This is a genomic window from Agrobacterium tumefaciens (genome assembly GCA_025559845.1).
GTDB lineage: Bacteria > Pseudomonadota > Alphaproteobacteria > Rhizobiales > Rhizobiaceae > Agrobacterium.
On the sequence record CP048469.1, the window covers coordinates 3231922 to 3252431 of the forward strand.

The 20510-nt window shown below is 56.3% G+C and carries 21 protein-coding genes and 1 tRNA gene; 10 read left to right on the forward strand and 12 right to left on the reverse strand.

Going from position 1 to position 20510, the window contains the following annotated elements:
• Nucleotides 1-120 precede the first annotated feature (120 nt).
• The 6 genes from FY156_15975 to pncB all read left to right on the forward strand — a co-directional run bounded on the left by FY156_15975 (nucleotide 121) and on the right by pncB (nucleotide 5943).
• Nucleotides 121-1041 carry a DMT family transporter gene (locus FY156_15975; protein ID UXS02862.1) on the forward strand — a complete coding sequence of 307 codons (921 nt, stop codon included), beginning with the start codon at nucleotides 121-123 and terminating at the stop codon, nucleotides 1039-1041.
• 318 nt (nucleotides 1042-1359) lie between these two features.
• Nucleotides 1360-2466 (forward strand): DUF475 domain-containing protein, encoded by a 1107-nt coding sequence (locus tag FY156_15980; protein ID UXS02863.1) that lies wholly within the window; start codon nucleotides 1360-1362, stop codon nucleotides 2464-2466.
• Nucleotides 2467-2833: 367 nt separating this feature from the next.
• On the forward strand, nucleotides 2834-3178 hold the full coding sequence (locus FY156_15985; GenBank protein ID UXS02864.1) for a winged helix-turn-helix transcriptional regulator: 345 nt from the start codon (nucleotides 2834-2836) through the stop codon (nucleotides 3176-3178).
• Nucleotides 3179-3196: 18 nt separating this feature from the next.
• On the forward strand, nucleotides 3197-4048 hold the full coding sequence (locus FY156_15990) for a C40 family peptidase (protein UXS02865.1): 852 nt from the start codon (nucleotides 3197-3199) through the stop codon (nucleotides 4046-4048).
• Nucleotides 4049-4169: 121 nt separating this feature from the next.
• Nucleotides 4170-4502, forward strand: a complete 333-nt coding sequence (locus FY156_15995) for a hypothetical protein (GenBank protein ID UXS03177.1) — start codon at nucleotides 4170-4172, stop codon at nucleotides 4500-4502.
• A 136-nt stretch (nucleotides 4503-4638) separates the two neighbouring features.
• The gene (gene pncB / locus FY156_16000; protein ID UXS02866.1) at nucleotides 4639-5943 is read left to right on the forward strand and encodes a nicotinate phosphoribosyltransferase; all 1305 of its coding nucleotides are present in this window, start codon (nucleotides 4639-4641) and stop codon (nucleotides 5941-5943) included.
• Nucleotides 5944-6021: 78 nt separating this feature from the next.
• On the opposite strand, the gene FY156_16005 is transcribed toward pncB, so the two are convergent.
• On the reverse strand, nucleotides 6022-7416 hold the full coding sequence (locus tag FY156_16005; protein ID UXS02867.1) for a leucyl aminopeptidase family protein: 1395 nt from the start codon (nucleotides 7414-7416) through the stop codon (nucleotides 6022-6024).
• A 359-nt stretch (nucleotides 7417-7775) separates the two neighbouring features.
• On the opposite strand from FY156_16005, the gene FY156_16010 reads away from it, so the two are divergent.
• A complete protein-coding gene (locus tag FY156_16010) occupies nucleotides 7776-8486 on the forward strand; it encodes a tetratricopeptide repeat protein (GenBank protein ID UXS03178.1) in 711 nt (236 codons plus the stop codon).
• Between the two features lie 90 nt (nucleotides 8487-8576).
• Here FY156_16010 and FY156_16015 read toward each other — a convergent pair whose 3' ends face one another.
• The 9 genes from FY156_16015 to FY156_16055 form a co-directional block, all read right to left on the reverse strand.
• On the reverse strand, nucleotides 8577-9563 hold the full coding sequence (locus tag FY156_16015; GenBank protein ID UXS02868.1) for a type II secretion system F family protein: 987 nt from the start codon (nucleotides 9561-9563) through the stop codon (nucleotides 8577-8579).
• A 9-nt stretch (nucleotides 9564-9572) separates the two neighbouring features.
• Complete coding sequence (locus tag FY156_16020; GenBank protein UXS02869.1) at nucleotides 9573-10577, reverse strand: type II secretion system F family protein; 1005 nt, start codon at nucleotides 10575-10577, stop codon at nucleotides 9573-9575.
• A gap of 14 nt (nucleotides 10578-10591) precedes the next feature.
• On the reverse strand, nucleotides 10592-12064 hold the full coding sequence (locus tag FY156_16025) for a CpaF family protein (protein UXS02870.1): 1473 nt from the start codon (nucleotides 12062-12064) through the stop codon (nucleotides 10592-10594).
• Between the two features lie 32 nt (nucleotides 12065-12096).
• Entirely contained in the window at nucleotides 12097-13386 is a 1290-nt protein-coding gene (locus tag FY156_16030; protein UXS02871.1) for a CtpF protein, read from the reverse strand.
• A 34-nt stretch (nucleotides 13387-13420) separates the two neighbouring features.
• The gene (locus tag FY156_16035; GenBank protein UXS02872.1) at nucleotides 13421-14110 is read right to left on the reverse strand and encodes a pilus assembly protein CpaD; all 690 of its coding nucleotides are present in this window, start codon (nucleotides 14108-14110) and stop codon (nucleotides 13421-13423) included.
• 53 nt (nucleotides 14111-14163) lie between these two features.
• Complete coding sequence (locus tag FY156_16040) at nucleotides 14164-15747, reverse strand: type II and III secretion system protein family protein (protein ID UXS02873.1); 1584 nt, start codon at nucleotides 15745-15747, stop codon at nucleotides 14164-14166.
• Nucleotides 15744-16550 (reverse strand): Flp pilus assembly protein CpaB, encoded by an 807-nt coding sequence (cpaB, locus tag FY156_16045; GenBank protein UXS02874.1) that lies wholly within the window; start codon nucleotides 16548-16550, stop codon nucleotides 15744-15746. Before cpaB ends, FY156_16040 begins: the two co-directional genes overlap by 4 nt.
• Before the next feature lie 138 nt (nucleotides 16551-16688).
• Nucleotides 16689-17201: a peptidase gene (locus FY156_16050; GenBank protein ID UXS03179.1), complete on the reverse strand. Its 513-nt coding sequence runs from the start codon at nucleotides 17199-17201 to the stop codon at nucleotides 16689-16691.
• Nucleotides 17202-17304: 103 nt separating this feature from the next.
• On the reverse strand, nucleotides 17305-17493 hold the full coding sequence (locus tag FY156_16055; GenBank protein UXS02875.1) for a Flp family type IVb pilin: 189 nt from the start codon (nucleotides 17491-17493) through the stop codon (nucleotides 17305-17307).
• 416 nt (nucleotides 17494-17909) lie between these two features.
• Here FY156_16055 and FY156_16060 point away from each other — a divergent pair, with 416 nt between their 5' ends.
• Nucleotides 17910-18320 carry a hypothetical protein gene (locus FY156_16060; GenBank protein ID UXS02876.1) on the forward strand — a complete coding sequence of 137 codons (411 nt, stop codon included), beginning with the start codon at nucleotides 17910-17912 and terminating at the stop codon, nucleotides 18318-18320.
• 227 nt (nucleotides 18321-18547) lie between these two features.
• Here FY156_16060 and FY156_16065 read toward each other — a convergent pair.
• Both FY156_16065 and FY156_16070 read right to left on the reverse strand, forming a co-directional pair.
• Nucleotides 18548-18634 (reverse strand) — tRNA-Leu (locus FY156_16065).
• Between the two features lie 120 nt (nucleotides 18635-18754).
• Nucleotides 18755-19060: a SelT/SelW/SelH family protein gene (locus FY156_16070; protein UXS02877.1), complete on the reverse strand. Its 306-nt coding sequence runs from the start codon at nucleotides 19058-19060 to the stop codon at nucleotides 18755-18757.
• Nucleotides 19061-19189: 129 nt separating this feature from the next.
• Between FY156_16070 and FY156_16075 the strand changes: the two genes are divergently transcribed.
• A complete protein-coding gene (locus FY156_16075) occupies nucleotides 19190-19639 on the forward strand; it encodes a DoxX family protein (GenBank protein UXS02878.1) in 450 nt (149 codons plus the stop codon).
• A gap of 124 nt (nucleotides 19640-19763) precedes the next feature.
• The gene (locus FY156_16080) at nucleotides 19764-20462 is read left to right on the forward strand and encodes a type 1 glutamine amidotransferase (protein UXS02879.1); all 699 of its coding nucleotides are present in this window, start codon (nucleotides 19764-19766) and stop codon (nucleotides 20460-20462) included.
• Nucleotides 20463-20510: the final 48 nt, after the last annotated feature.

Genomic DNA, 20510 nt, shown 5'->3' on the forward strand with positions numbered 1-20510 from the left:
ACGGAACAGATTCTGCGAGCCTAATTGTATGATTATTGCCGGAAGGCGCTCGCGCCGGACTTGACAAGTGGCCGTCGCCTGAACGACCAATGCAGCCATTGGGAGACATCAGGAACTGAAATGCCGAATATACTTCGAAAGCTCTCGCCGACTGGTCTCGGCGTGGCCGTCATGCTGCTTGGAATGCTGCTTTTCGCGTTGAATGATGCGATGGGGAAGTGGTTGGTCGCGACCTATAGCCTGGGGCAAGTGGTGCTCATCAGAAGCGCTGCGGCACTCGTCATCCTGGTTCCGATCCTTTGGCGGGGTGGCCTCGCCAGTGTGGTAAAAGTCGAGCGCCCCTCTCTTCAGGCTGCTCGTGTCTTCTTTTCAACCGCTGAGCTTTTCTGTTTCTATTTCGCTGTCAAGGCTTTGCCACTTGCCGACGTCATGACTTATTGGCTCGCAGCGCCGATCTATGTCGCGGCTCTGTCGCCGTTTCTGTTGGGCGAAAAGGTCGGCTGGCGCCGCTGGACCGCGATTGCTATCGGTTTTGTCGGTGTCGTGATTGCGTTGAAACCAAGTTCGGCAAGCCTGACCTCGGCGGCGCTTTTTTCAATTCTGGGCAGTGCGGCATTCGCATTCATGATGTTATCAGGCCGCCAGCTTCGCAACACGCCCGATACCGTTCTGGCATTCTGGCAGATCGTCGGTGCAGCCGTTGCCGCAGTTGTGGCCGTCGCCGCCGCTCCGTCCGGATGGGCGCCCATTCAGTCTGCTTTCGATCTTTCCCTGCTTTGCATGCTGGGCGTTGTGGCCATGACTGCCCACGTGCTCGTCAACCGCGCCTTGAAGCTCGCCGATGCGGCCACGGTCGCGCCGCTGCAATATACCCTGTTGCTGTGGGCGGTCATCTTCGGCTGGATGTTCTTCGGTGATGTGCCGCAGGCAAGCATCGTTGCCGGTGCCGGATTGATCGTTTTGTCTGGACTCTATATTTTCTTTCGCGAAAATACGCTCAAGCGCCGCCGTCAGGCCGAAGATCGTATCGCGGCGGAATAGATTGTCTATGCCCGTTGTGGTGTCCCCGGTTGGAACTTTACGCTGGGAACATCACAGGGGCTTGACGAAAGCGTGATCTTCGAAGAGTAGAAAGAGGTCCTGCGACGAGACGTCGCGAAAGGACAGAGGAAACAAAGGTGCCGGGCCCCTCTGGCGAGAGTTTTACGGCGCTCTCGTGATGTCGGTACCGCCTGCAAAATTGGCCGGCGGATTAAAAATTATGAATAACCTGAATGTGCTTCGCGCGCGTGCTTTCTGCGTGCGGCACGACGCTCCACGTCGTTCCGCTATCGTTTCCCTTTCCGGAGGTGACCGCACATGAGCGCCGCCCAGAAAACCACGCTGTCCTACTTCAAGTGGGCATTTATCGTCACCGTCGTCGGTCTGATCCTTGGCGGGTATCTCGGTTGGGAGATGACCGGAACGATCGGTGGAACAGCCACGATCTTCTTCATCTGCGCGGTTCTCGCCGTGCTGGAAATCTCGCTGTCCTTCGACAACGCTATTGTCAATGCCAACAAGCTCAAGGACATGACGCCGGAGTGGCAGCATCGCTTCCTGACCTGGGGTATTCTGATCGCCGTTTTCGGCATGCGTATCGTCTTCCCGCTTTTGATCGTCGTCATCGCGGCGAATGTCGGCCCCTGGACCGCACTGGTCATGGCTGCCACGCAGCCGGAACGCTATGCGGAAATCATGCATGATGCCCACCTGCCGATTGCGGCTTTCGGTGGCACGTTCTTGATGATGGTCGGCCTGAACTTCTTTTTCGACCATGAAAAGGACGTGCACTGGGTGCGCTGGATCGAGGAGAAGGCTGCGACCTATTCCTCCGTCAAGGGTATAGAAATTGCCTTCGTTCTGATCGTCATGCTGATCTTTTCCCGCATTATCGGTGCGAGCGAAGATCCGGCACTTGGTCCCGTTGCAGCCAATACCTTCTTCCATTCCGCGATCTGGGGTCTCTTGACCTTCCTGCTCGTTGAAGTGGTCGGCGGTATTCTCGACCGTAGCCAGGAGATGTTGGAAGGTGCGGCAAAGGGCGGCTTCGGCGCGTTCCTTTACCTTGAAGTGCTGGACGCGAGCTTCTCCTTCGACGGTGTGATCGGCGCTTTCGCTTTGACGCAGAACCTGTTCATCATTGCGATCGGCCTTGGTATCGGTGCGATGTATGTTCGTTCGATGACGATCATGCTTGTCGAAAAAGGAACGCTGGCGGAATACCGTTATCTCGAGCACGGCGCGTTTTATGCGATCCTCATCCTCTCGGTCATCATGTATGTCCAGACGATGTTCCATATTCCGGAAGTCATCACGGGTCTCGGCGGTGCTGCCTTGATCGGGATCTCGCTTTGGTCGTCGATCCGCTACAATCGTCAGCAGAGTGCTGACGCAGTAGAGGCTGCACGCGGCGCGGAAATCTAAGACTCGTCGACAAAAGCCTTCCGCCTAAAAGGGTGGAAGGCTCGTTGCCTAATTTTTCGCCTAAGCCTGTTTTTGCAGCAATGAAGATTTGGCGAAAACTATCAGTCTTCGAAAGCTCGAGGGCTGCAAGTCATTGACTCCCTTTATACTTGTGCGATGCAAAAAAACTGGCACGTTTCCTGCTTCTATTGTCGCAAGTCCAGAGGGGACGTTAAAAAGCCCGAAAACGGGTCCATACACGCCGCGTTGCCATCGATCCAAAAGGGATTGCCGGTAACGCGGCGTTTGTGTTTCGTCGCATCACTGCTTGAGTTTTCCTTGCCGTTGTTTGAAAACGTGTTGAAGGACGACTGGAAGGGTTATCGACGTGCCCGTTGAACTATCGCCAAGCGCGGCTTTGGGCCTCTGGCACCGCGTATCCCTATTGCAGGTGAGGGCTGACGCGCCTGATCTCACCCTGCGGCAAACCGCCATCCTTCTGCAAATTTATCTCGTTCCGCCGCCCCATACCGTACGCGGTCTTGCCGCAATACTCGGGGTTACAAAACCCGTGATCACCCGTGCGCTGGACAGTCTCGGGACCTTGGGATTGGTGGATCGTGAGCGAGACGATCAGGACAGACGCAACGTTATCATAAAACGAACGGTTGCCGGTGCACTCTATCTGGAAAAGTTCGGCGATTTGGTTATTGATCAGGCGCGAGAGATTTGAAACCCTGGACGTGAAACGATGATACTCGACCGCCGCCTGAATGTGTTCCGCTCCGATCTGGCTGATGAAAAGCTGAAAGGTGCTGTTGAAGCGACCCGCTTTGTAAACGGCACGCCGGCCCAGGTCAGCATCCCTGTCGCTGCGCTCAGACCATCGCCAGATCTTGCAAGCGGCATCGACACGGAACTGTTGTTCGGTGAAACGGTCAGGGTTTTCGACAGGGCGAACGGTTGGGCCTGGGTCCAGGCGGATGCGGACGGTTACACCGGATACCTCCCCGAAACGGCGATCGACAGCGTGGTTGCCGCAACCCACAGAGTGATTGCGCCGCGGACTTTCCTTTATCCTTCGGCAGAACTGCGCAAATTTCCAGTCGCTGCCCTGTCCATGGGAAGCCTGGTTCGGATTGTCGGCGAGGCGGAAACCCGTGGCACCCGTTACCTGATGACGGAAAAGGGTGAAGGGATTATCGCCGCCCATTGCCAGCAAATCGACGCGGTTCAGGAAGACGACTATGTTGCAGTCGCGCTGCGCTTCATCGAAACGCCCTATCTCTGGGGTGGGCGCTCGGGCTTCGGCATCGATTGTTCCGGACTTGTCCAGCTTTCCCTGGCCATGACCGGCCGCCGGGTTTTGCGCGACACCGACATGCAGGTCAAATCGCTTGGTGTGGAAATCGAACGCGATGAACTACGGCGCGGGGACTTTGTTTTCTGGAAGGGACATGTTGGCCTCATGGAAAACGAGGAAACGCTTTTGCATGCCAACGGCCACACGATGAATGTTGCGCGGGAAAACCTCGACGCCGCGATCGAGCGTATTGGCTGGTTGTATGAAAAGCCGACGGCATTTCGTCGTCTTGGAGCCTGATCGCGACTTTCACGAAATTGTGCCTGCGGAGACCTTTGTGCGAATGCCCCGGACGACTTACATCCTGTAATGTGACGAGACGGGAATGGCGTTTATGAAGGCAAAGATCAAAACTCGGCTGATGGTAATAGCGATCGCGACACTCGTATCTGCCACTGGGCAGGCGCAGACCGTTTTCCAGAACGGTTTCCAGCCGGCACCCGATGCTTATGTAAATTTGCCTGGCGTCAAAGACCCGAAGACGTTGCAGCCGAAGGTTCGATATCGGTGTCACTCGGAAATGGGTGTGACCTCTTACCCGCGCGGTGCCCATCGCGACGTCTTCGGCAGCAGGGGACTTGCCGTCCAGGGCTATCGTTGCACGGATGAAAACGGCATTTCCACTTTTGGCGGCCGCAATCCCACCTCCCAGGACTGGTATCCCGGCATAAATCCGCCTGATCCGACCTTCTGAGGTCGTTTCCCGGCCACCTTTCCATCCCGCCCGGTCTGGACTTGTCGTCGTCTTTTCAGATAAGTCTTTGGTGTGACAGGTTGATACTGCCGGAATGCGCAGTGACATCGGCCGTGCCGATGGGGGAATGCGAGCCATGACGAAAACCGATATAGCGACCCGCGTTTACAATCACACATGGAAGCTCGATCCGATTATCCGTAGCCTGATCGATACGGATTTCTACAAGCTTCTAATGTTGCAGATGATCTGGAAGCTTTATCCGGAAGTCGACGCGACATTCTCCGTCATCAATCGCACCAAGACGGTTCGTCTGGCCGACGAGATCGATGAAATGGAACTGCGCGAGCAGCTCGATCATGCGCGCACGCTGCGCCTGTCGAAAAAGGAAAACATCTGGCTCGCCGGTAACACGTTTTACGGGCGCTCGCAGATATTCGAGCCCGAGTTCCTGTCCTGGCTTTCCAGTTACCAGCTACCGGAATACGAACTTTTCAAGCGTGATGGTCAGTACGAACTGAATTTCCATGGTCGCTGGATGGACACCACGCTGTGGGAAATCCCGGCGCTTGCGATCATAAACGAGTTGCGTTCGCGCAGTGCCATGCGCTCCCTCGGCTACTTCACGCTGGATGTGCTTTATGCGCGCGCGAAAGCGAAGATGTGGGAAAAGGTTGAGCGTCTGCGCGAGCTGCCGGGCCTGCGCATTTCCGATTTCGGCACGCGCCGTCGCCACAGCTTCATGTGGCAGCGCTGGTGCGTGGAAGCACTCAAGGAAGGCATCGGTCCTGCTTTCACAGGCACGAGCAACGTCCTGCTCGCCATGGACTCCGATCTTGAAGCTGTGGGCACCAACGCGCATGAATTGCCCATGGTGGTGGCCGCCCTGGCCAGAACCGACGAGGAGCTGGCAACGGCACCCTATCAGGTTCTGAAGGACTGGAACCGGCTTTATGGTGGCAACCTTCTGATTGTCCTGCCCGATGCTTTTGGCACCGCTGCCTTCCTGCGTAGCGCGCCCGAATGGGTGGCCGATTGGACGGGTTTCCGCCCTGACAGCGCACCACCGATTGAAGGTGGTGAAAAGATCATCGAGTGGTGGAAAAAGATGGGGCGCGATCCCCGCAAGAAGATGCTCATCTTCTCCGATGGTCTCGATGTCGATGCGATCATCGATACCTACAGGCATTTTGAAGGTCGTGTCAGGATGAGTTTCGGTTGGGGCACCAACCTGACCAACGACTTCGCCGGCTGCGCGCCGAAGACCATTGCCAGCCTGAAGCCGATCTCCATCGTCTGCAAGGTGAGCGATGCCAATGGCCGACCAGCAGTCAAACTCTCCGACAATCCGCAAAAGGCAACCGGCGACCCCGCCGAGGTTCAGCGTTACCTGAAGTTCTTCGGCCAGGAAGATCTCAAGGAACAGAAGGTTTTGGTCTAGGACATCGCGACTGGATCAAACAGAAAGAAAAGCGGAGGAGGGCAAAGCCATCCTCCGCTTTCTTGTCTCATGCGTGAGTTACTTCGCGAAGTGATGCGAGATGTAGTGGAACAGGGCGCGGATGCCCTGGGCCTCTCCGCCGATTGACGAATGGTGCCGTTCGCTCGGCGACCAGCCGTAAATATCGAAATGGGCCCACTTTTTGGTGTTCGTGACGAAGCGCTTCAGGAACAGGGCAGCGGTGATCGATCCTGCCATGCCACCCGATGGCGCGTTGGTGATGTCGGCTGCGCGCGAGCGAATATCCTTGTCGTAGCCCATGTAGAGCGGCATGCGCCACAACGGATCATCGGTGTCGATGCTGGCTTCGGAGATGTTGTGTGCGAGGTCTTCATCATCGGTGAAGAAGGGTGGCAGATCAGGACCGAGCGCGACACGGGCAGCACCCGTTAGTGTCGCCATGTCGATCATCAGGTCGGGAGCGTCTTCATCGGCATAGGCCAGGGCGTCCGCCAGAATCAGGCGACCTTCCGCATCCGTATTGTCGATCTGGACCGTCAGACCCTTCCGGCTTTTGTAAATGTCGCCGGGACGGAATGCGTTCGATGCGATCGAGTTTTCAACTGCTGGCACGATCACGCGCAGGTCTACAGGCAGATTGGCATCCATGATCATCAGGGCAAGGCCAAGCACATTAGCTGCTCCGCCCATATCCTTTTTCATGAGTGCCATCGAGGCGGCGGACTTGATATCGAGACCGCCGGTATCGAAGCATACGCCCTTGCCGACGAGCGTCAGGCGAGGATTGCCCTTCTTGCCCCAGTTCATTTCCAGCAGGCGCGGTGCGCTTTCGCTCGCACGGCCAACCGCATGGACGAGAGGGAAGTTCTGTTTCAGCAGATCTTCGCCGGAAACGGTCTTGACCTTGGCTTTGTAATGCGCGGCAAGTGCACGGAATGCAATCTCGAGTTGATCCGGCCCCATATCATTAGCCGGCACGTTGATGAGGTCACGGGCGAGGAAGACGCCAGCGAGAACACGCCCGATTTCACCGTCTTCCGCATCCTGCGGTACGAGCAGTTTCGCGCCGTTGGATTTGACCGTTTTGTATTTGTCGAAACGGTAGCTGCCGAGGCCGAAGCCCAGCGCCAGCCGGTTGGCCGTCAAGGGGGCTGTCTCTATATGCCAGTCGCCTTCGGGTAACTCACGCGCCAGCTTCCCCGTGATGAAAGGGATCTCGGAAGGGTTGCTGCCAAGGCCGAGCAGAACACCACCCAGAGAACCATCGGCGGAGGGGATCAGCAGCACGGCTCCAGCTTCGGCCTTGAATCCGGCTTTTTTTGCCCAGTCGAGGGCAACCGGGTCGATCGCACCCTGTTCGATATGGGCGGGCGTGACGGCAAAAACGGGCAGGGTGTTGCCGGACTGGGAGCTGAACGGGGTGGTGCGTTCGATGAATTGATAGGGCGCCATGGTCTGCTTTCGTTGTTGCATCGGCTCAAAAATCGAAAACTGTTTTCGACGGAACGATGCGCAGTTTCAAGGTGTTGGAGCGGCCTTTTCCATCTTGTCGGATTGACGGCTCTCCAACGTCGTGAATCGGGGCAATTAACACTCTGTTAGGGTTAACAGATTATTGCTTTAGCGAAGGTTGCGTCATGTGAGTCTGTCGTGTGTCGGGCGCAAGATCGATATAACTCATGTGCGGGGGCAATGTCATGGTTGCTTTTTCTTCAGGTTCTCAAAACCGGAAGAGGTTGCTGAGCGGCGTCTATATGGCGGCGCTGGTTCTGGCTGTTTCAGGGTGCGCAAGCACGAACAAGCCGGATCGCATGTCCACCGGCTCGATCCCGACGGCCACACGCTCCTACGACCAGATGAACATGGATCAGCTTCGTCAGGCCGAAAGCAGCGCCGGCAAAGCCTACGAGCGCAGTCCCAAGGACAAAGCCATCGGCATGAACTATGCCAACCTGCTGATGATGACCGGCAAGAACACGCAGGCTTTGGCGGTCATGCAACAGATTGCTATTGCTCATCCGGCCGACCGTGACGTGCTCGCTGCCTTTGGCAAGGCTCAGGCGTCCGCAGGACAACTCGAGCAGGCGCTCTCCACCATTCAGCGGGCACAGACGCCTGATCGCCCCGACTGGCGGCTCTACTCCGCCGAGGGCGCCGTTCTGGATCAGCTTGGGCGGTCCAATGAAGCACGCACTAAATATCGCCAGGCACTGGATCTGAAACCGAACGATCCGAGCGTTCTTTCGAACCTTGGCATGTCTTACGTCCTGTCGAGCGATCCTCGCACGGCAGAAACCTACCTGCAGTCGGCGATCAGCCAGCCGGGCGCCGACAGTCGCGTTCGTCAGAACCTTGCCCTCGTCGTTGGTTTGCAGGGGCGTTTTGCCGATGCCGAACGTATTGCGGTTCAGGAGCTTTCGGCGCAGCAGGCACAGGCTAACCTGAGCTATCTCCGTGCCATGCTCTCGCAGCAGAATTCCTGGCAACAACTTGCCAAGAAGGACGGCAAGCCAACTGGCTGAACCAACTTGCGACGTTAAAGCCTGTGAAATGTTGTGCGCCCTCCGTCGACGGGGGCGCTCTGTCGTTCACGGATGGGTGCGACGACCCGATCAGAATGTATCGGCGACGCGGATGCCTGCCGGGCCGAGAATGACGGCAACGAGAACTGGCAGGAAAAATATGATCATCGGAACCGTCAGCTTTGGCGGTAGTGCGGCGGCCTTCTTCTCCGCCTCATTCATGCGCTCGTCACGGCCTTCCTGGGCCAGAACGCGCAATGCCTGCGCCAGCGGTGTGCCGTATCGCTCCGCCTGAATAAGTGCCTGGACAACGCTCTTGACCGCGTCAAGCTGTGTGCGCATGCCAAAGTTTTCCAGTGCGACGCGCCTGTCCTGAAGAAACGAGAGTTCTGCCGTTGTCAGCATCATCTCTTCCGCCAATTCAGGCGATTGCTCGCCCATTTCCTCCGCGACGCGACGCATCGCAGCCTCCATCGATACACCGGATTCGATGCAGATCAGCATGAGGTCCAGTGCGTCTGGCCATGCGCGCTTTATGGAGAGCTGACGTTTGGTGACGCGGTTGGAGATGTAGATGTTTGGGGCATAGAAACCGATATAGCCGAACAGAAGAACAGCCATCAGCCGCACGATAAAAGACTGCTCGGCAAGATTTCCGAGAACGAAGACCCAGGTGAAAGCAAGTGCCAGAAAAATGAAGGGTAGGATGAAGCGTGCAGCAAGAAACATGTTGAACGCATTCTGCGAACGCAGACCGGCTGCGCGCAGCTTGGTCATGGTGTTCTTGTCGGCAAGAGCTTCGCGAAGATTGAAGCGCTCCACAATGCGATGCGCTGATTTGTTGTTGGCGCTTCGCAATGAAGCCTTGCTCTCTCTGCTGGATGTCGCCATCCGCTCGCGTTCACGGCTGCGGATGAGATCGCGCTCCGAAGACACGGCCTTCATCCGCTTGTTGAGGTCCTTCCTTTCGAGGAAGGGCATGATGAGCGTGTAGAAGGTTGCGAAGACAGCAACGGCCACGAGGATCGCGATCAGCGTTTGCGGGTCGGTGAGGCTGGACATAAGGCTTCCGGTCATCGCGCTACCTCAGATATCGAAATTGATCATGTTGCGCATGATGATGATGCCGATCGACATCCACAGCCCCGAAGCGCCGAGAATGATGTGGCCGCGGGTGTCCGTGAACAGGACAGCGAGATAGTCTGGCGACGTAAAGTGGACCAGCATCATGACGATGAACGGCAGGGCGCCGATAATGACCGCAGAGGCTTTCGCTTCCATGGACAGTGCCTGGACCTTGGCGCGCATCTTGCGGCGCTCTCGCAGCACTTTTGAAAGATTGGCCAGAGCTTCAGAGAGGTTGCCACCGGCCTGGGCCTGAATGTTGATCACGGTGCTAAAGAAGTTCACTTCGAAAAGCGGCATGGTCAGCATCATGCGTTCAATGGCCTGTGGAATGCCGATGCCGACCTGTTGGGCATCGACAACGCGCTGGAATTCGGTTTTGACTGGCTCCTGCCCATCCGATGCGATCAATCGCACAGCATCATTCAATGGCAAACCGGATTTGATCGACCGGCACATCACGTCCAGAGCGTTCGGAAATTCCTCAAGGAACTTCGTTTGCCGGCGTTTTTTCAGAAAGCCGAGAATCCAGCGAGGCAGCCCCAGTGCGAGAACGATTCCGACAAGCGGAACCATGATGAGCGGCAGGCCGTAAAGCAGTGCGACAAAGCTGGCGGCGATTGCGCCCCCTATGCTGATGACGTAGAACCGGCGAACCGAGATTTGAAGGCCAGCCTGAACCAGCCTTTCGCGCAGGCTGATATTTTGGGCTTTCTTGGCTTTTTCGTCCTGCTTTTTTTCCAGTTCGCGCAGGCTGTCCTGCATCGACTTGCGACGTTTGCTCAGATCTTGAACGCGGTCGCGCGCAGCCTTGATCTTGGTATGATCGGTTTCGGCTGACTTGACCCGTTTGACGCGGCTCGTGGTTTTTTTCTCGACTTCAATTTGCGGGAACAGAAGGGCATAGGCCAGTCCTCCGGCCGAGATGGCGGCAAGCGTCACAAGCAATATGATTGTGAGGTCCATCGCGGAAGCCTTCCTTAGGAGTTCTTTTCCATGTCGTCGAGAGCTGCCGCCAGCCGCTTTTCTTCACCGTAATAACGAGCGCGGTCCCAGAAGTGAGGTTTGCTGATACCGGTCGATACGTGTTTGCCGATCAGCTTTCCTTGCGCGTCTTCGCCTTCGATCTCGTATCGCATCAAATCCTGGGTGACGATAACATCGCCTTCCATGCCAATGACCTCGGTGATCTGGGTGATACGGCGTGAACCGTCGCGCAAGCGAGCAGCCTGAATAACGACGTCGATCGAGCCGGCAATGATTTCACGAACGGTCTTTGCCGGAAGCGTGAAACCACCCATGGCTATCATCGATTCGATACGGCTGAGGCACTCGCGTGGTGTGTTGGCGTGGATCGTGCCCATCGAGCCATCGTGACCGGTGTTCATCGCCTGCAACAGATCGAAAACCTCCGGTCCGCGCACTTCGCCGACGACGATGCGTTCCGGGCGCATACGAAGGCAGTTTTTGACCAGATCGCGCATGGTGATCTCGCCTTCACCTTCGATGTTCGGGGGGCGCGTTTCCAGCCTGACGACATGCGGCTGCTGTAGCTGGAGTTCCGCCGTGTCTTCGCAGGTGATGACACGCTCATCCTTGTCGATGAAGCTGGTCAGGCAGTTGAGAAGCGTGGTTTTGCCCGAGCCCGTTCCGCCTGAGATGACCACGTTGCAGCGGACGCGGCCAATGATCTTGAGCAGGGTTGCGCCTTCTGGCGTAATCGCTCCGAACCGCACCAGCTGCTCCAGTGTGAGCTTGTCTTTCTTGAATTTTCGGATCGTCAGCGCAGGGCCATCGATGGCGAGCGGCGGTGCGATGACGTTGACACGCGATCCATCCGGCAAACGGGCGTCGCAGATTGGGCTGGACTCATCGACGCGGCGGCCAACCTGGCTGACAATGCGCTGGCAGATCGATAGCAACTGCGCATTGTCGCGAAATCGGATGTCGGACTCGATGGTCTTGCCACCAACTTCGATGAAGGTCTGGCCCGAGCCATTGACCATGATGTCGGCAATGTCATCGCGCGCAAGAAGCGGTTCCAGCGGGCCGTATCCAAGGACGTCGTTGCAGATGTCCTCGAGCAGTTCTTCCTGCTCGGAAATCGACATCGCGAAGTTCTTGATCGTGATGATGTCGTTGACGATATCGCGGATTTCCTCGCGCGCGCTTTCGGCATCAAGCTTGGCGAGTTGCGATAGATCGATCGTGTCGATCAGGGCAGAAAAGACCTGGCTTTTCGTGTTGTAGTAATCTTCGGTGCGGGCGCGTTTTTTCGGCTGCGGTGGGGCAGGCGAATAGGCCTGTTTTGCCACAGGCGCATGCCCCGGCTCCACGGTGGCGGTCGGTTCTGGACGAGGTTCGGGAGCCACCGGTGCCTGCACGGTTGCCACGGCGGGAAAATCCGCTTTTACACTTTTGGCTGGGCTGTCGTTGCCGCGTTTTCCGAACATCGGTGTTTTCCGTTCAGGCTCAAAGGCAAGCGCTACTGGCGCTTGATAAGATTCATCAGCTTGTCGAGGCCGCCCCGCTTGTTTTTGCGGATCATGGTGCGGCCGGTCACGACGTGTGAGATCTGTGAAAAGGTTTCGGCAATCGCTGATTTCTCATCGATTTCCCGGATCATGCGCCCACTGTTGGCGGCATTACCGAAAAGCTGCACATCGAAGGGGATGATGGCGATCGGATCGATTTCCAACGGGTCGAGAAAGTCAGCCGGGGCGATCTCCGGGCGTTTCGGCATGCCAACCTGATTGAGGATGAGGTGAGGCGGTTTGTCGTTTGGGCGAAGCTTTTTCAACGCATCGAACAGGTTTTTGGTGTTCCGCAAGTTGGCAAGATCGGGAACGGCAGTGATGACGACCTCGTCTGCTTCTGAAAGCACGGCGCGATTCCAGTCATACCAATGGTGAGGCAGGTCCAGAACGGCGACCGGCGCGCTTCTCTGCAGTACCTCCATCACAGGCTGGAATGCCAGCCGGTCGAGATCATAGGTTCTGTCGAGCAGTGAAGGCGCAGCGAGAAGCGACAGGTGATCGGAACACTTGGTCAGAAGTCGGTCGAGAAACACCTCATCCAGACGTTCCGGTGAAAACACCGCTTCCGCCATGCCTTGCGCCGGGTCCTGATCAAAATCGATATTGGCTGTGCCGTAAGCGAGGTCCATATCCGCCAGGATGGTCTCCGTCGAGAACAGGCTGGAAATACCGAAGGCGCAATTGTGTGCGATCGTCGAAGAACCGACCCCACCCTTTGCGCCAATGAAAGCGATGTTACGTCCAAGAGGTTCAGCTTCAGGATCGACAAAAATCGCCGAGATGGAGGCCAGGAGGTCACTCATGCCAACCGGAGCGACGAGATATTCCGATATGCCGTTACGGATCAGATCGCGATAAAGCGTGATGTCGTTGTGGCGGCCAACGATGATGACGCGCGTTGTCGGGTCGCAGACTTCCGCAAGTGGAGCCAGATCGTCCAGCAGGGTGGAAGGATTGCTTGCAGTCTCCAGAACGATGAGGTTCGGCGTGGGCGAGGACGAGAACATTGTTGCCGCTGCACCGATATCGCCGTTGGTGACACGTAAAGTCACCTTGCTCATGCGCCTGTCGTTCGACAGGGCGTCCATGACCCGTTGCATGTTTTCGCTGACGCAGAATGCATGAACGGAAATGCGGGGAAGCGGTCGCAAGCGATCCATATCCGATGCGCGGATTGACGGCTCGGCATCGATGTCGCCGCTATTTTGCGTATGGATGTCGTATTCTACCGTACTCATCGTTTTATCCGCCGTGATGGGTGTCCAGAGTGCATTAGTCCGCAGTCGCTGTATTTTTGCCGCTGCGATATCCGTCGATGACCACCGCACGACGTTCCGCATCAATCGCGCTCATGCCGCGTGGGCTGACCAGATCCATGGGGTTTGCCACCTGAGCAGCCAGATTGTTCTGGGAGGCGCAGCCGAAATTGTACCAGTTCTTGTTGGCGGAGGTATTGTCGGACAGGTCTTCCGGCCACTGACCACACTGACCTGTCATGGCGGTGACCGCGACATAGCTGAGCCTGATTGGCGCGGCATCGCCAGTCGCACCTGCACTATAGCGCGTTTCCATGATCTTGCCCGACGGCACACCGGCGCCAGAGAGTGTCGCGCGAATCTGCCGGACCATCCTTGAAGCTGCCGCGGAATTCGGCGATCCCGACGGCGCCTGGATGTTGACGATGCCGGTCGATGTCGAAGCATAGCTCTGGGCGAAGCCGCGAACATTGTCTGCCATTGAGGTCGTCAATCGGCTGTCGCCAGCGGAGACAGGGATATCGAGTGAATGCTCCGCTTCCGACAGCGTGATCGGGTGACGTGTCCTGTAGTCGTCGGGGATAGCATTGGTCGTCAACGGATCACGCGCGCAGCCCTGCAGCAGTCCGGCGGCAAAGGCCATGGCAATGACCAGTCCGGACTTTGTCAGGGGACTTTTGAAGGTAAAAGAGGTGGCTTCCTGCATGACATGTCCTGTCGTGAGCGGGTTAGCTGAACGGAAAGTGGCCGTGCGCGTCGTCATTTGTAGATGAACCCCACTGATCCCTGGTAAGGGGCAGCCTGGACCTTGTCCTTGCGGCCGTAGACCTTGTTGACGCGGTTCATGAAATACATGGCTGCGTCGTTTTCCGGATTGAAGTTGTCGTCTGGGCGGGCGATCTGATTGCGCGCGACGGGACGCACGAGATATGGCGTCGCGATGATGACCAGTTCGGTTTCGTTGCGAACGAAGTCCTTGCTTCGGAACAGCGTGCCGAACACCGGAACCTTGGAAATGCCAGGCAACCCTGACATCGCCTGGCGTATGTTGTCCTGCACCAGACCCGCAATCACGATGGAGCCACCCGACGGAAGCTCGACGCTGGTCGAGGCTTCACGTTTCCGGATCGACATATAGATGTTGCCGGGAACTGCGAGATCTGAGCCGTTGCCGGTCGTGACATTGCCTTCATAGGTCGGCTCAGACACGTTCGTCTCGATTTTCAGACTGATGCGGCCGGGTGACAGAACGACGGGACGGAAGTTCAATTCGATGCCGTAATCCACGGTATCTGTGGTTCTCGTGACGGTTGGGCGGCCGGTATCCTTATCGAAGTCGACTTCCTGCGTTCCCGCCAGTCGGAATTCACCACCGACATAGAATTTTGCCTGCTCACCGGAAATTGCGGTGAGGCTCGGTTCGGCGAGTGTCCGCATCACGCCCGCCTGCTCCATGGCGTTGAAATAACTTTCGAGTTTAATCTCGCCGATTGCCCCAACGACGTTTCCTGTCGCGCCGAGCGCGATAGCATTGCCGAGATTGGCGGGGTTTGAGAAGGACACGCCAGACTGATTGCGATTGCTTCCGATAGAGCCGTTGAAACCAAGCTGTTTCAGAACCTGACGGCTGACTTCAGCGACCGTCACCTTCAAGGTAACCTGATCTTCGCCCTCGATCGTCAGCATGTTGACGATCTGCGAAGTCTGGCGGTTTTCGGCAAAAATTGCTGCATCGCCCCCGTTGTTGCCACCGGTCAGCGTGATGTTGCGCGTGGTGGCCTCGCCGCCCTTCAGGAAGGCTTCGGCAAGCTGAACGGCACGGGCCGAATCCTGAGGAGTGCGCACCGTGCCAGATAACACGATGTTGTCGGAAACGATTTCCACCTTGATGTCGGATTCGGGGATGAAACGACGGATATTGGCTTCAAGGCCGGCAATATCGCGTTCGACTTCGAGATCGAGGCTGACAATCTCCTGGCCATTGGCGCCAAAAATGAAAATGTTGGTCTGACCCACTGTCTTGCCAAACAGATAGATACGTCTTGATGTCCGCGTCACGGCATCAGCAAGGCTGGGGTCCGCGACGAGGATATCATGTGCATCTTCCGGCAGATCAATGACCAGCGCCTTGTTCAGGCCGAGTTGCAGACGTTTGCGGATACCGGTTCCGCTTTCCGTGATGCGTACGATGCTGGCGTTCTGCGCCGATGCTTCACTCATGCGAAGCACGGTTGGGGCGTAATTGCCAGGAATGCCAGAAAAACCCAGGCAGAATGCCAGGCTCGCCGTCATCGATGAGCGCAGATGGTTTTTGAAGCGCTTCGCCATATGTCCCCCGGTCATTGTGATGCTCCTTGGCCACCCTTGACGATCGAGCCGGATTTGATGACCTGAATTTCAGGCTGTCCGGAACCGCCATTGAGTAGGTAGCCGGCGGAAAGCGTGTCGTTTTCCTGCGCGTCCGCAACCGAGCGCAATGCCAGGGTCAGGCGCTCCGCCATCTGCTGCGCGACCGTCATGATTTTTGCCTGCTCGGGTGTGAGTTCCAGCGTTGCGGTGGCGCCAATAACGGCGGATGTGCCGTCTTCGCCTTCCTTGATTTGCTGGTCGATTGCCAAGACGCGGACATTGTTGAGAACGTTCTCTGTCAGAAAGGTGCCCGTTTCGCTTTTGCGCACCATGATGACGTCCACACGGTCGTTCGGTAGCACGAAACCGCCTGCACCCGTGGACACCGATATCTCTGTCGCGACAGCGCGTTTGCCGGCAGGTAGGAGCGAAGACATGATGCGTGCGCTGGAATCGACGACCTTCTCCGGCCGCAGAGGCTCACCTTCGAAAAGCGGCAGCCTGACGACGGCGCCGGAAAGCTCGGTAATGGCGTTCGGTCTTTGTGCTTCGGTGATGAAGCTTTCGACGACATTTCCTTGTGGCCACGGCATCCAGCGAACTGAGCTGTCGTTCAGGCGGCTACCGACAGGCAGACTGACGGAGGAGACCAGAACGTTGACCGTTGGCTCTTTCTGAATGATCGTCTCGGCTTTCTCGATCACCTGCTGCGTACCTGAAAGCTGCATGGCCAGAACCCCGGCCAGACCGGCAGCCACAAGGGCGACAGACAGGATGATGATGCGCGACGGTTTCATGCTCGATCCTTGAGGGGAACAGATTCTTCTACCCTCAGGATGGCCTGCGATTCGTATAATTATGGTTAATTTCGCGCTTAGATTTGTGGTTAACGACAGTTTAACCGCATCACGCGTGTCATATTTACTTAGTTTACTCTAGGTCAGGCTGGCGATAGCTGCCTTGACCAGCGGTGCTTCCCCGTATGTCAGAAGCCCGGCTATCGCTATGCCTATGCCGTACGGTATCTTCTTCGCGACCAGCAGCGATTCAGGAATGGGAAGTCCAACGGCCATAATTTCCTGAGTTCTGGAGCGCAGAAGCAATATCCCGAGCGTAAGGACGCCGCCGATAAAGGTCACGCCGAGCAGGAATTCGATGAGGGACTGATTGAAACCGAACCACACCGCCGCCGCGGTCAAAAGCTTGGCATCCCCGCCGCCCATAACATTGCTGGCAAAAAGCGCGAAGCAAAAGACGAACACAGCAACGCCAGCCGCTAGGCTCATTGCGAAAGTTTGCCAGTCCATTCCTGTAAAGGGCGCAACAATCACAAAAGAAGCCAGAAGGATGAGTGGTATCCTGTTTGGAATGGTCATGCTGATAAGGTCTGTCAGCGCCGCAAAGGCGAGGCAGAGAGGCAAAATGAGAAAGATTGCCGCAGTGACCATCTGAAAACTCCGTTCATGGCCTGCCGAGTAAACGGTCATGTGTACAATGACGAAATGGCCGCTCCTTGCGAGAGCAGCCATTCTAATTCCACAGGCGACGGAATTACTGACCGGATGTCGTAGCTGCAGTCGTCATCTTGTTGCCGATGTTGGTGAAAAGTACGCCGAGGCGAGTACCAACGACGCCAGCACCGCCGATGATAGCAACAGAAATCAGAGCTGCGATCAGGCCGTATTCGATTGCCGTTGCGCCGGATTCGTCTTTGAGGAAACGAGCGAAAATGTTGGACATGGAGAACTCCTACTCTTTGGGTTTAATCAGCACGCCGACAACTGTTTTCCGTTGTTCGGTTGAGCTCAACCTACAGAGGAGCCATTTCCAACCGCTTAAAAAAAGAGATTAACAATAAGTAAATGCCCGCTTGCGCTTCGTGTGGTAAATGAAAAATCAAAGTATTATGCGACATTTTATCTTTGTCGAAGAATGCCTATATTTCGTCGTCGTCCTGCTGTCATTAACAATGGGGCAGCGGTTATTCCGCTAGTCTAGATGTGCTTTTTTGAACCAAAAGGTTGTAGTCGAACGTAAGGCAAGGGTGCTGATGGTTACTGAAAATTCGGCACTTTTCCGCAACTTAACGCTTCATTCACTAAAGGTGATCATTTTGGGACGATATCAATGCGTGTCGTGAACAAGGGCTCAAACGCATGTCATCCCGCAAATTGACGAAAATCGTTCTCGGCTTGTCCGTGGTTCTCTCTGGATCGGCGCACTCGGTTTTCGGCCAGGATGACATGCTGCGTGTTTCCATGAACCATGCGCGCGTCTTGCGGCTTGATCGTCCGGTCAGCAAGGTCATCGTCGGCAATTCCAAGGTTGCCGACGCAACAGTAGCTGACGCAACCACGATCGTTCTGACCGGCCGAAGCTTTGGCACGACCAATCTTGTTCTGCTCGATGCGGACGGCAACCCTATCGTGGACGAGCGCATTCTCGTATCCATCGATGAGGGAAATACAGTGCGCGTGTTCCGTCAGACGGAGCGGACGGTTTTGTCCTGCACGCCGAACTGTGAGCAGCACACGGAAAATGCTGGCGCGGACGCGGCTCAGCCCTGAGCGGCACTCAGACTCCCATCATCGCATGGTTCTTTTTCTCGGCGCGCCGTGCGGCAGCTCGGGCCGTTAGGTCCGTTCTCTGTTTCGTAGTTTTCTGGAGGTTGAGGCGAGCCCTGTAAGGCACGCTTTGACCAAAGACCGAGGCCACCTCGTGTGAGGTGTCCTTCAGGTTTTTTCGGCTGCTTTGGAAAGCTAAGTAGTTGATCTGGCTAAGATCAAAAATGGAATGGTGCCCAGAAGAGGACTCGAACCTCCACACCCTTGCGAGTACCAGCACCTGAAGCTGGCGCGTCTACCAATTCCGCCATCTGGGCGACGGAGAGCGATGTACGAGGGCAGCCGCTCGGTGTCAACAGACTTTTTGAACTTTTATGACGATCATTGATTTTAAAGGGAAAAAACTTTCTTTTGGTTGTTGAAAGATGATTCCCGGATCAGGTGTCGAGTCCCTCGTGCCTGCTTCGGTCCACATGACCGAGGTCTCGTTCCGGATCGATGACATCCCGGATTCGCTGTTTCAGCTCTTTTGGGCCCGGAAAACCGCCGTCGCGCTTACGTTCCCAGATCAAGTTTCCATCAACGGTGATTTCGAATCGCCCCCCGGTCGACGGAATGAGGCTCACTTCCCCCACTTCGGAGGAAAATGTCTGAAGAATTTCTTGGGCCATCCATCCCGCGCGCAAAAGCCAGTTGCATTGGGTACAATAGGCAATTGCGATGCGCGGCTTGATTTCACTCATGTCAAACTCCCTCACGTGGAATCACGAAAATATTAACTGTTACACTCATGTTTTTACTGCCGCGATCTTTCTCCCGAAACATCTTTTTTGCAAACAGGGAGATATCGAAGGCTTAAACACGGAGATGACATGGCCCAGTTCGACAGCAGCAAGGAACGTCTGTTCGTTCCCGCAGTAGCGCCGCTTTATAATTCTACCCACGATGTCGTGGAAACGATCCTGCGCGTTGCAGCCGGGGTTTTGCTCGTCACCCATGGCTTCGGCAAGATCATGAACCCCTTCGGTGCTGTCGGCATGGTGGAAAGCCTCGGATTCTACCCCGGCGTGTTCTGGTCACCGCTCTTGGCCGCAACGGAATTCTTCGGCGGCATTCTTGTGGCAATCGGATTGTTCACGCGTCCGGCATCCTTTGCCGCGATGATTGTGTTGCTGGTGACGGTCTACTTCCACGGCATCGTTAAGGCCGAGGGGCTGGGTGGTGCGGAGAAGTCGATCCTCTGGGCCGCCATCTTCCTTTTCTTTGCCGTACGTGGCGGAAACCGGCATTCGCTTGACGCAAAAATGCGCAAGGAATTCTAGAAGCTTTCAGATTGATGGAGATGGTGTAGACCACCTCTTGAAAATGCAGCTTTGTTATGATGAGGCTGGCTTCGACGGGCAATCCCGATCGAAGCCAGCTTTTTTACTTTCTTGAAGAGACACTATGCGCGTTGCGATCATCGAAAACATGGCGGGAACGCCGCACGGTCAAATTGGCGTAGCCCTGAGCGAGGCAGATGCGGAGCTCGATATCATCCGCGCCTACGCCGGAGAGCCGCTTCCTGTCGATGCCAGCAGCCACGATGCGCTTGTTGTCCTCGGTGGCGAACAAAGCGCTCTCGACGATGAAAACCATCCTTACCTCGCCGATCTGGCGCAGTTGATGAAAACCTTTGGTGATGCGGATAAGGCCGTTATGGGCGTGTGCCTGGGAAGCCAGCTATTGGCGCGTGCTTACAGCGGGACAAACATCCTCAACGGCACGCTTGAGTTCGGTTGGGAAGAGATTGCCTTGACGGACGAGGGGCGCTCCGATCCGCTGATGGCCACTGTCGATACGTCCTTCCCGATTTTTCAATGGCACCGTGACACCTACACCCTGCCGGAAGGCGCAGTTCTTCTGGCGAGCAACCCTGCCACGAAGAACCAGGCGTTTCGCATCGGTCGGGCTGCCTATGGCACACAGTTCCATTTCGAGGCGGCAACGGGTGTGGTCGACGAATGGTGCACCGGATTTTCCGGCTCGATCGAAAAAATGTCGCCGGGTTGGCTGGGCGACTATCAGGATCATCGCAAGGAGAGCGGCCAAGCCGCCGATGCGGCCGGGCTTGCGATTGCCCGTGCTTGGGTTCAGCTTGTCTGAACCAGTCACTGACTATCTGAAAAAAACCGCACGACAGGATCGTGCGGT

Coding starts and splice junctions, on each gene's coding strand:
- FY156_16005 (UXS02867.1), bottom strand. CDS start 7,416: ATGGCGCCCTATCAATTCATCGAACGCACCACCCCGTTCAGCTCCCAG.
- FY156_16050 (UXS03179.1), bottom strand. CDS start 17,201: ATGGTCACTGCGGCAATCTTTCTCATTTTGCCTCTCTGCCTCGCCTTT.
- FY156_15990 (UXS02865.1), top strand. CDS start 3,197: ATGATACTCGACCGCCGCCTGAATGTGTTCCGCTCCGATCTGGCTGAT.
- FY156_16055 (UXS02875.1), bottom strand. CDS start 17,493: ATGTCCAACATTTTCGCTCGTTTCCTCAAAGACGAATCCGGCGCAACG.
- FY156_15995 (UXS03177.1), top strand. CDS start 4,170: ATGGTAATAGCGATCGCGACACTCGTATCTGCCACTGGGCAGGCGCAG.
- FY156_16040 (UXS02873.1), bottom strand. CDS start 15,747: ATGACCGGGGGACATATGGCGAAGCGCTTCAAAAACCATCTGCGCTCA.
- FY156_15975 (UXS02862.1), top strand. CDS start 121: ATGCCGAATATACTTCGAAAGCTCTCGCCGACTGGTCTCGGCGTGGCC.
- cpaB (UXS02874.1), bottom strand. CDS start 16,550: ATGAAACCGTCGCGCATCATCATCCTGTCTGTCGCCCTTGTGGCTGCC.
- FY156_16025 (UXS02870.1), bottom strand. CDS start 12,064: ATGTTCGGAAAACGCGGCAACGACAGCCCAGCCAAAAGTGTAAAAGCG.
- FY156_16015 (UXS02868.1), bottom strand. CDS start 9,563: ATGACCGGAAGCCTTATGTCCAGCCTCACCGACCCGCAAACGCTGATC.
- FY156_16080 (UXS02879.1), top strand. CDS start 19,764: ATGCGCGTTGCGATCATCGAAAACATGGCGGGAACGCCGCACGGTCAA.
- FY156_16060 (UXS02876.1), top strand. CDS start 17,910: ATGTCATCCCGCAAATTGACGAAAATCGTTCTCGGCTTGTCCGTGGTT.
- FY156_16030 (UXS02871.1), bottom strand. CDS start 13,386: ATGAGTACGGTAGAATACGACATCCATACGCAAAATAGCGGCGACATC.
- FY156_16070 (UXS02877.1), bottom strand. CDS start 19,060: ATGAGTGAAATCAAGCCGCGCATCGCAATTGCCTATTGTACCCAATGC.
- FY156_16075 (UXS02878.1), top strand. CDS start 19,190: ATGGCCCAGTTCGACAGCAGCAAGGAACGTCTGTTCGTTCCCGCAGTA.
- FY156_16010 (UXS03178.1), top strand. CDS start 7,776: ATGTCCACCGGCTCGATCCCGACGGCCACACGCTCCTACGACCAGATG.
- pncB (UXS02866.1), top strand. CDS start 4,639: ATGACGAAAACCGATATAGCGACCCGCGTTTACAATCACACATGGAAG.
- FY156_15980 (UXS02863.1), top strand. CDS start 1,360: ATGAGCGCCGCCCAGAAAACCACGCTGTCCTACTTCAAGTGGGCATTT.
- FY156_16020 (UXS02869.1), bottom strand. CDS start 10,577: ATGGACCTCACAATCATATTGCTTGTGACGCTTGCCGCCATCTCGGCC.
- FY156_16035 (UXS02872.1), bottom strand. CDS start 14,110: ATGCAGGAAGCCACCTCTTTTACCTTCAAAAGTCCCCTGACAAAGTCC.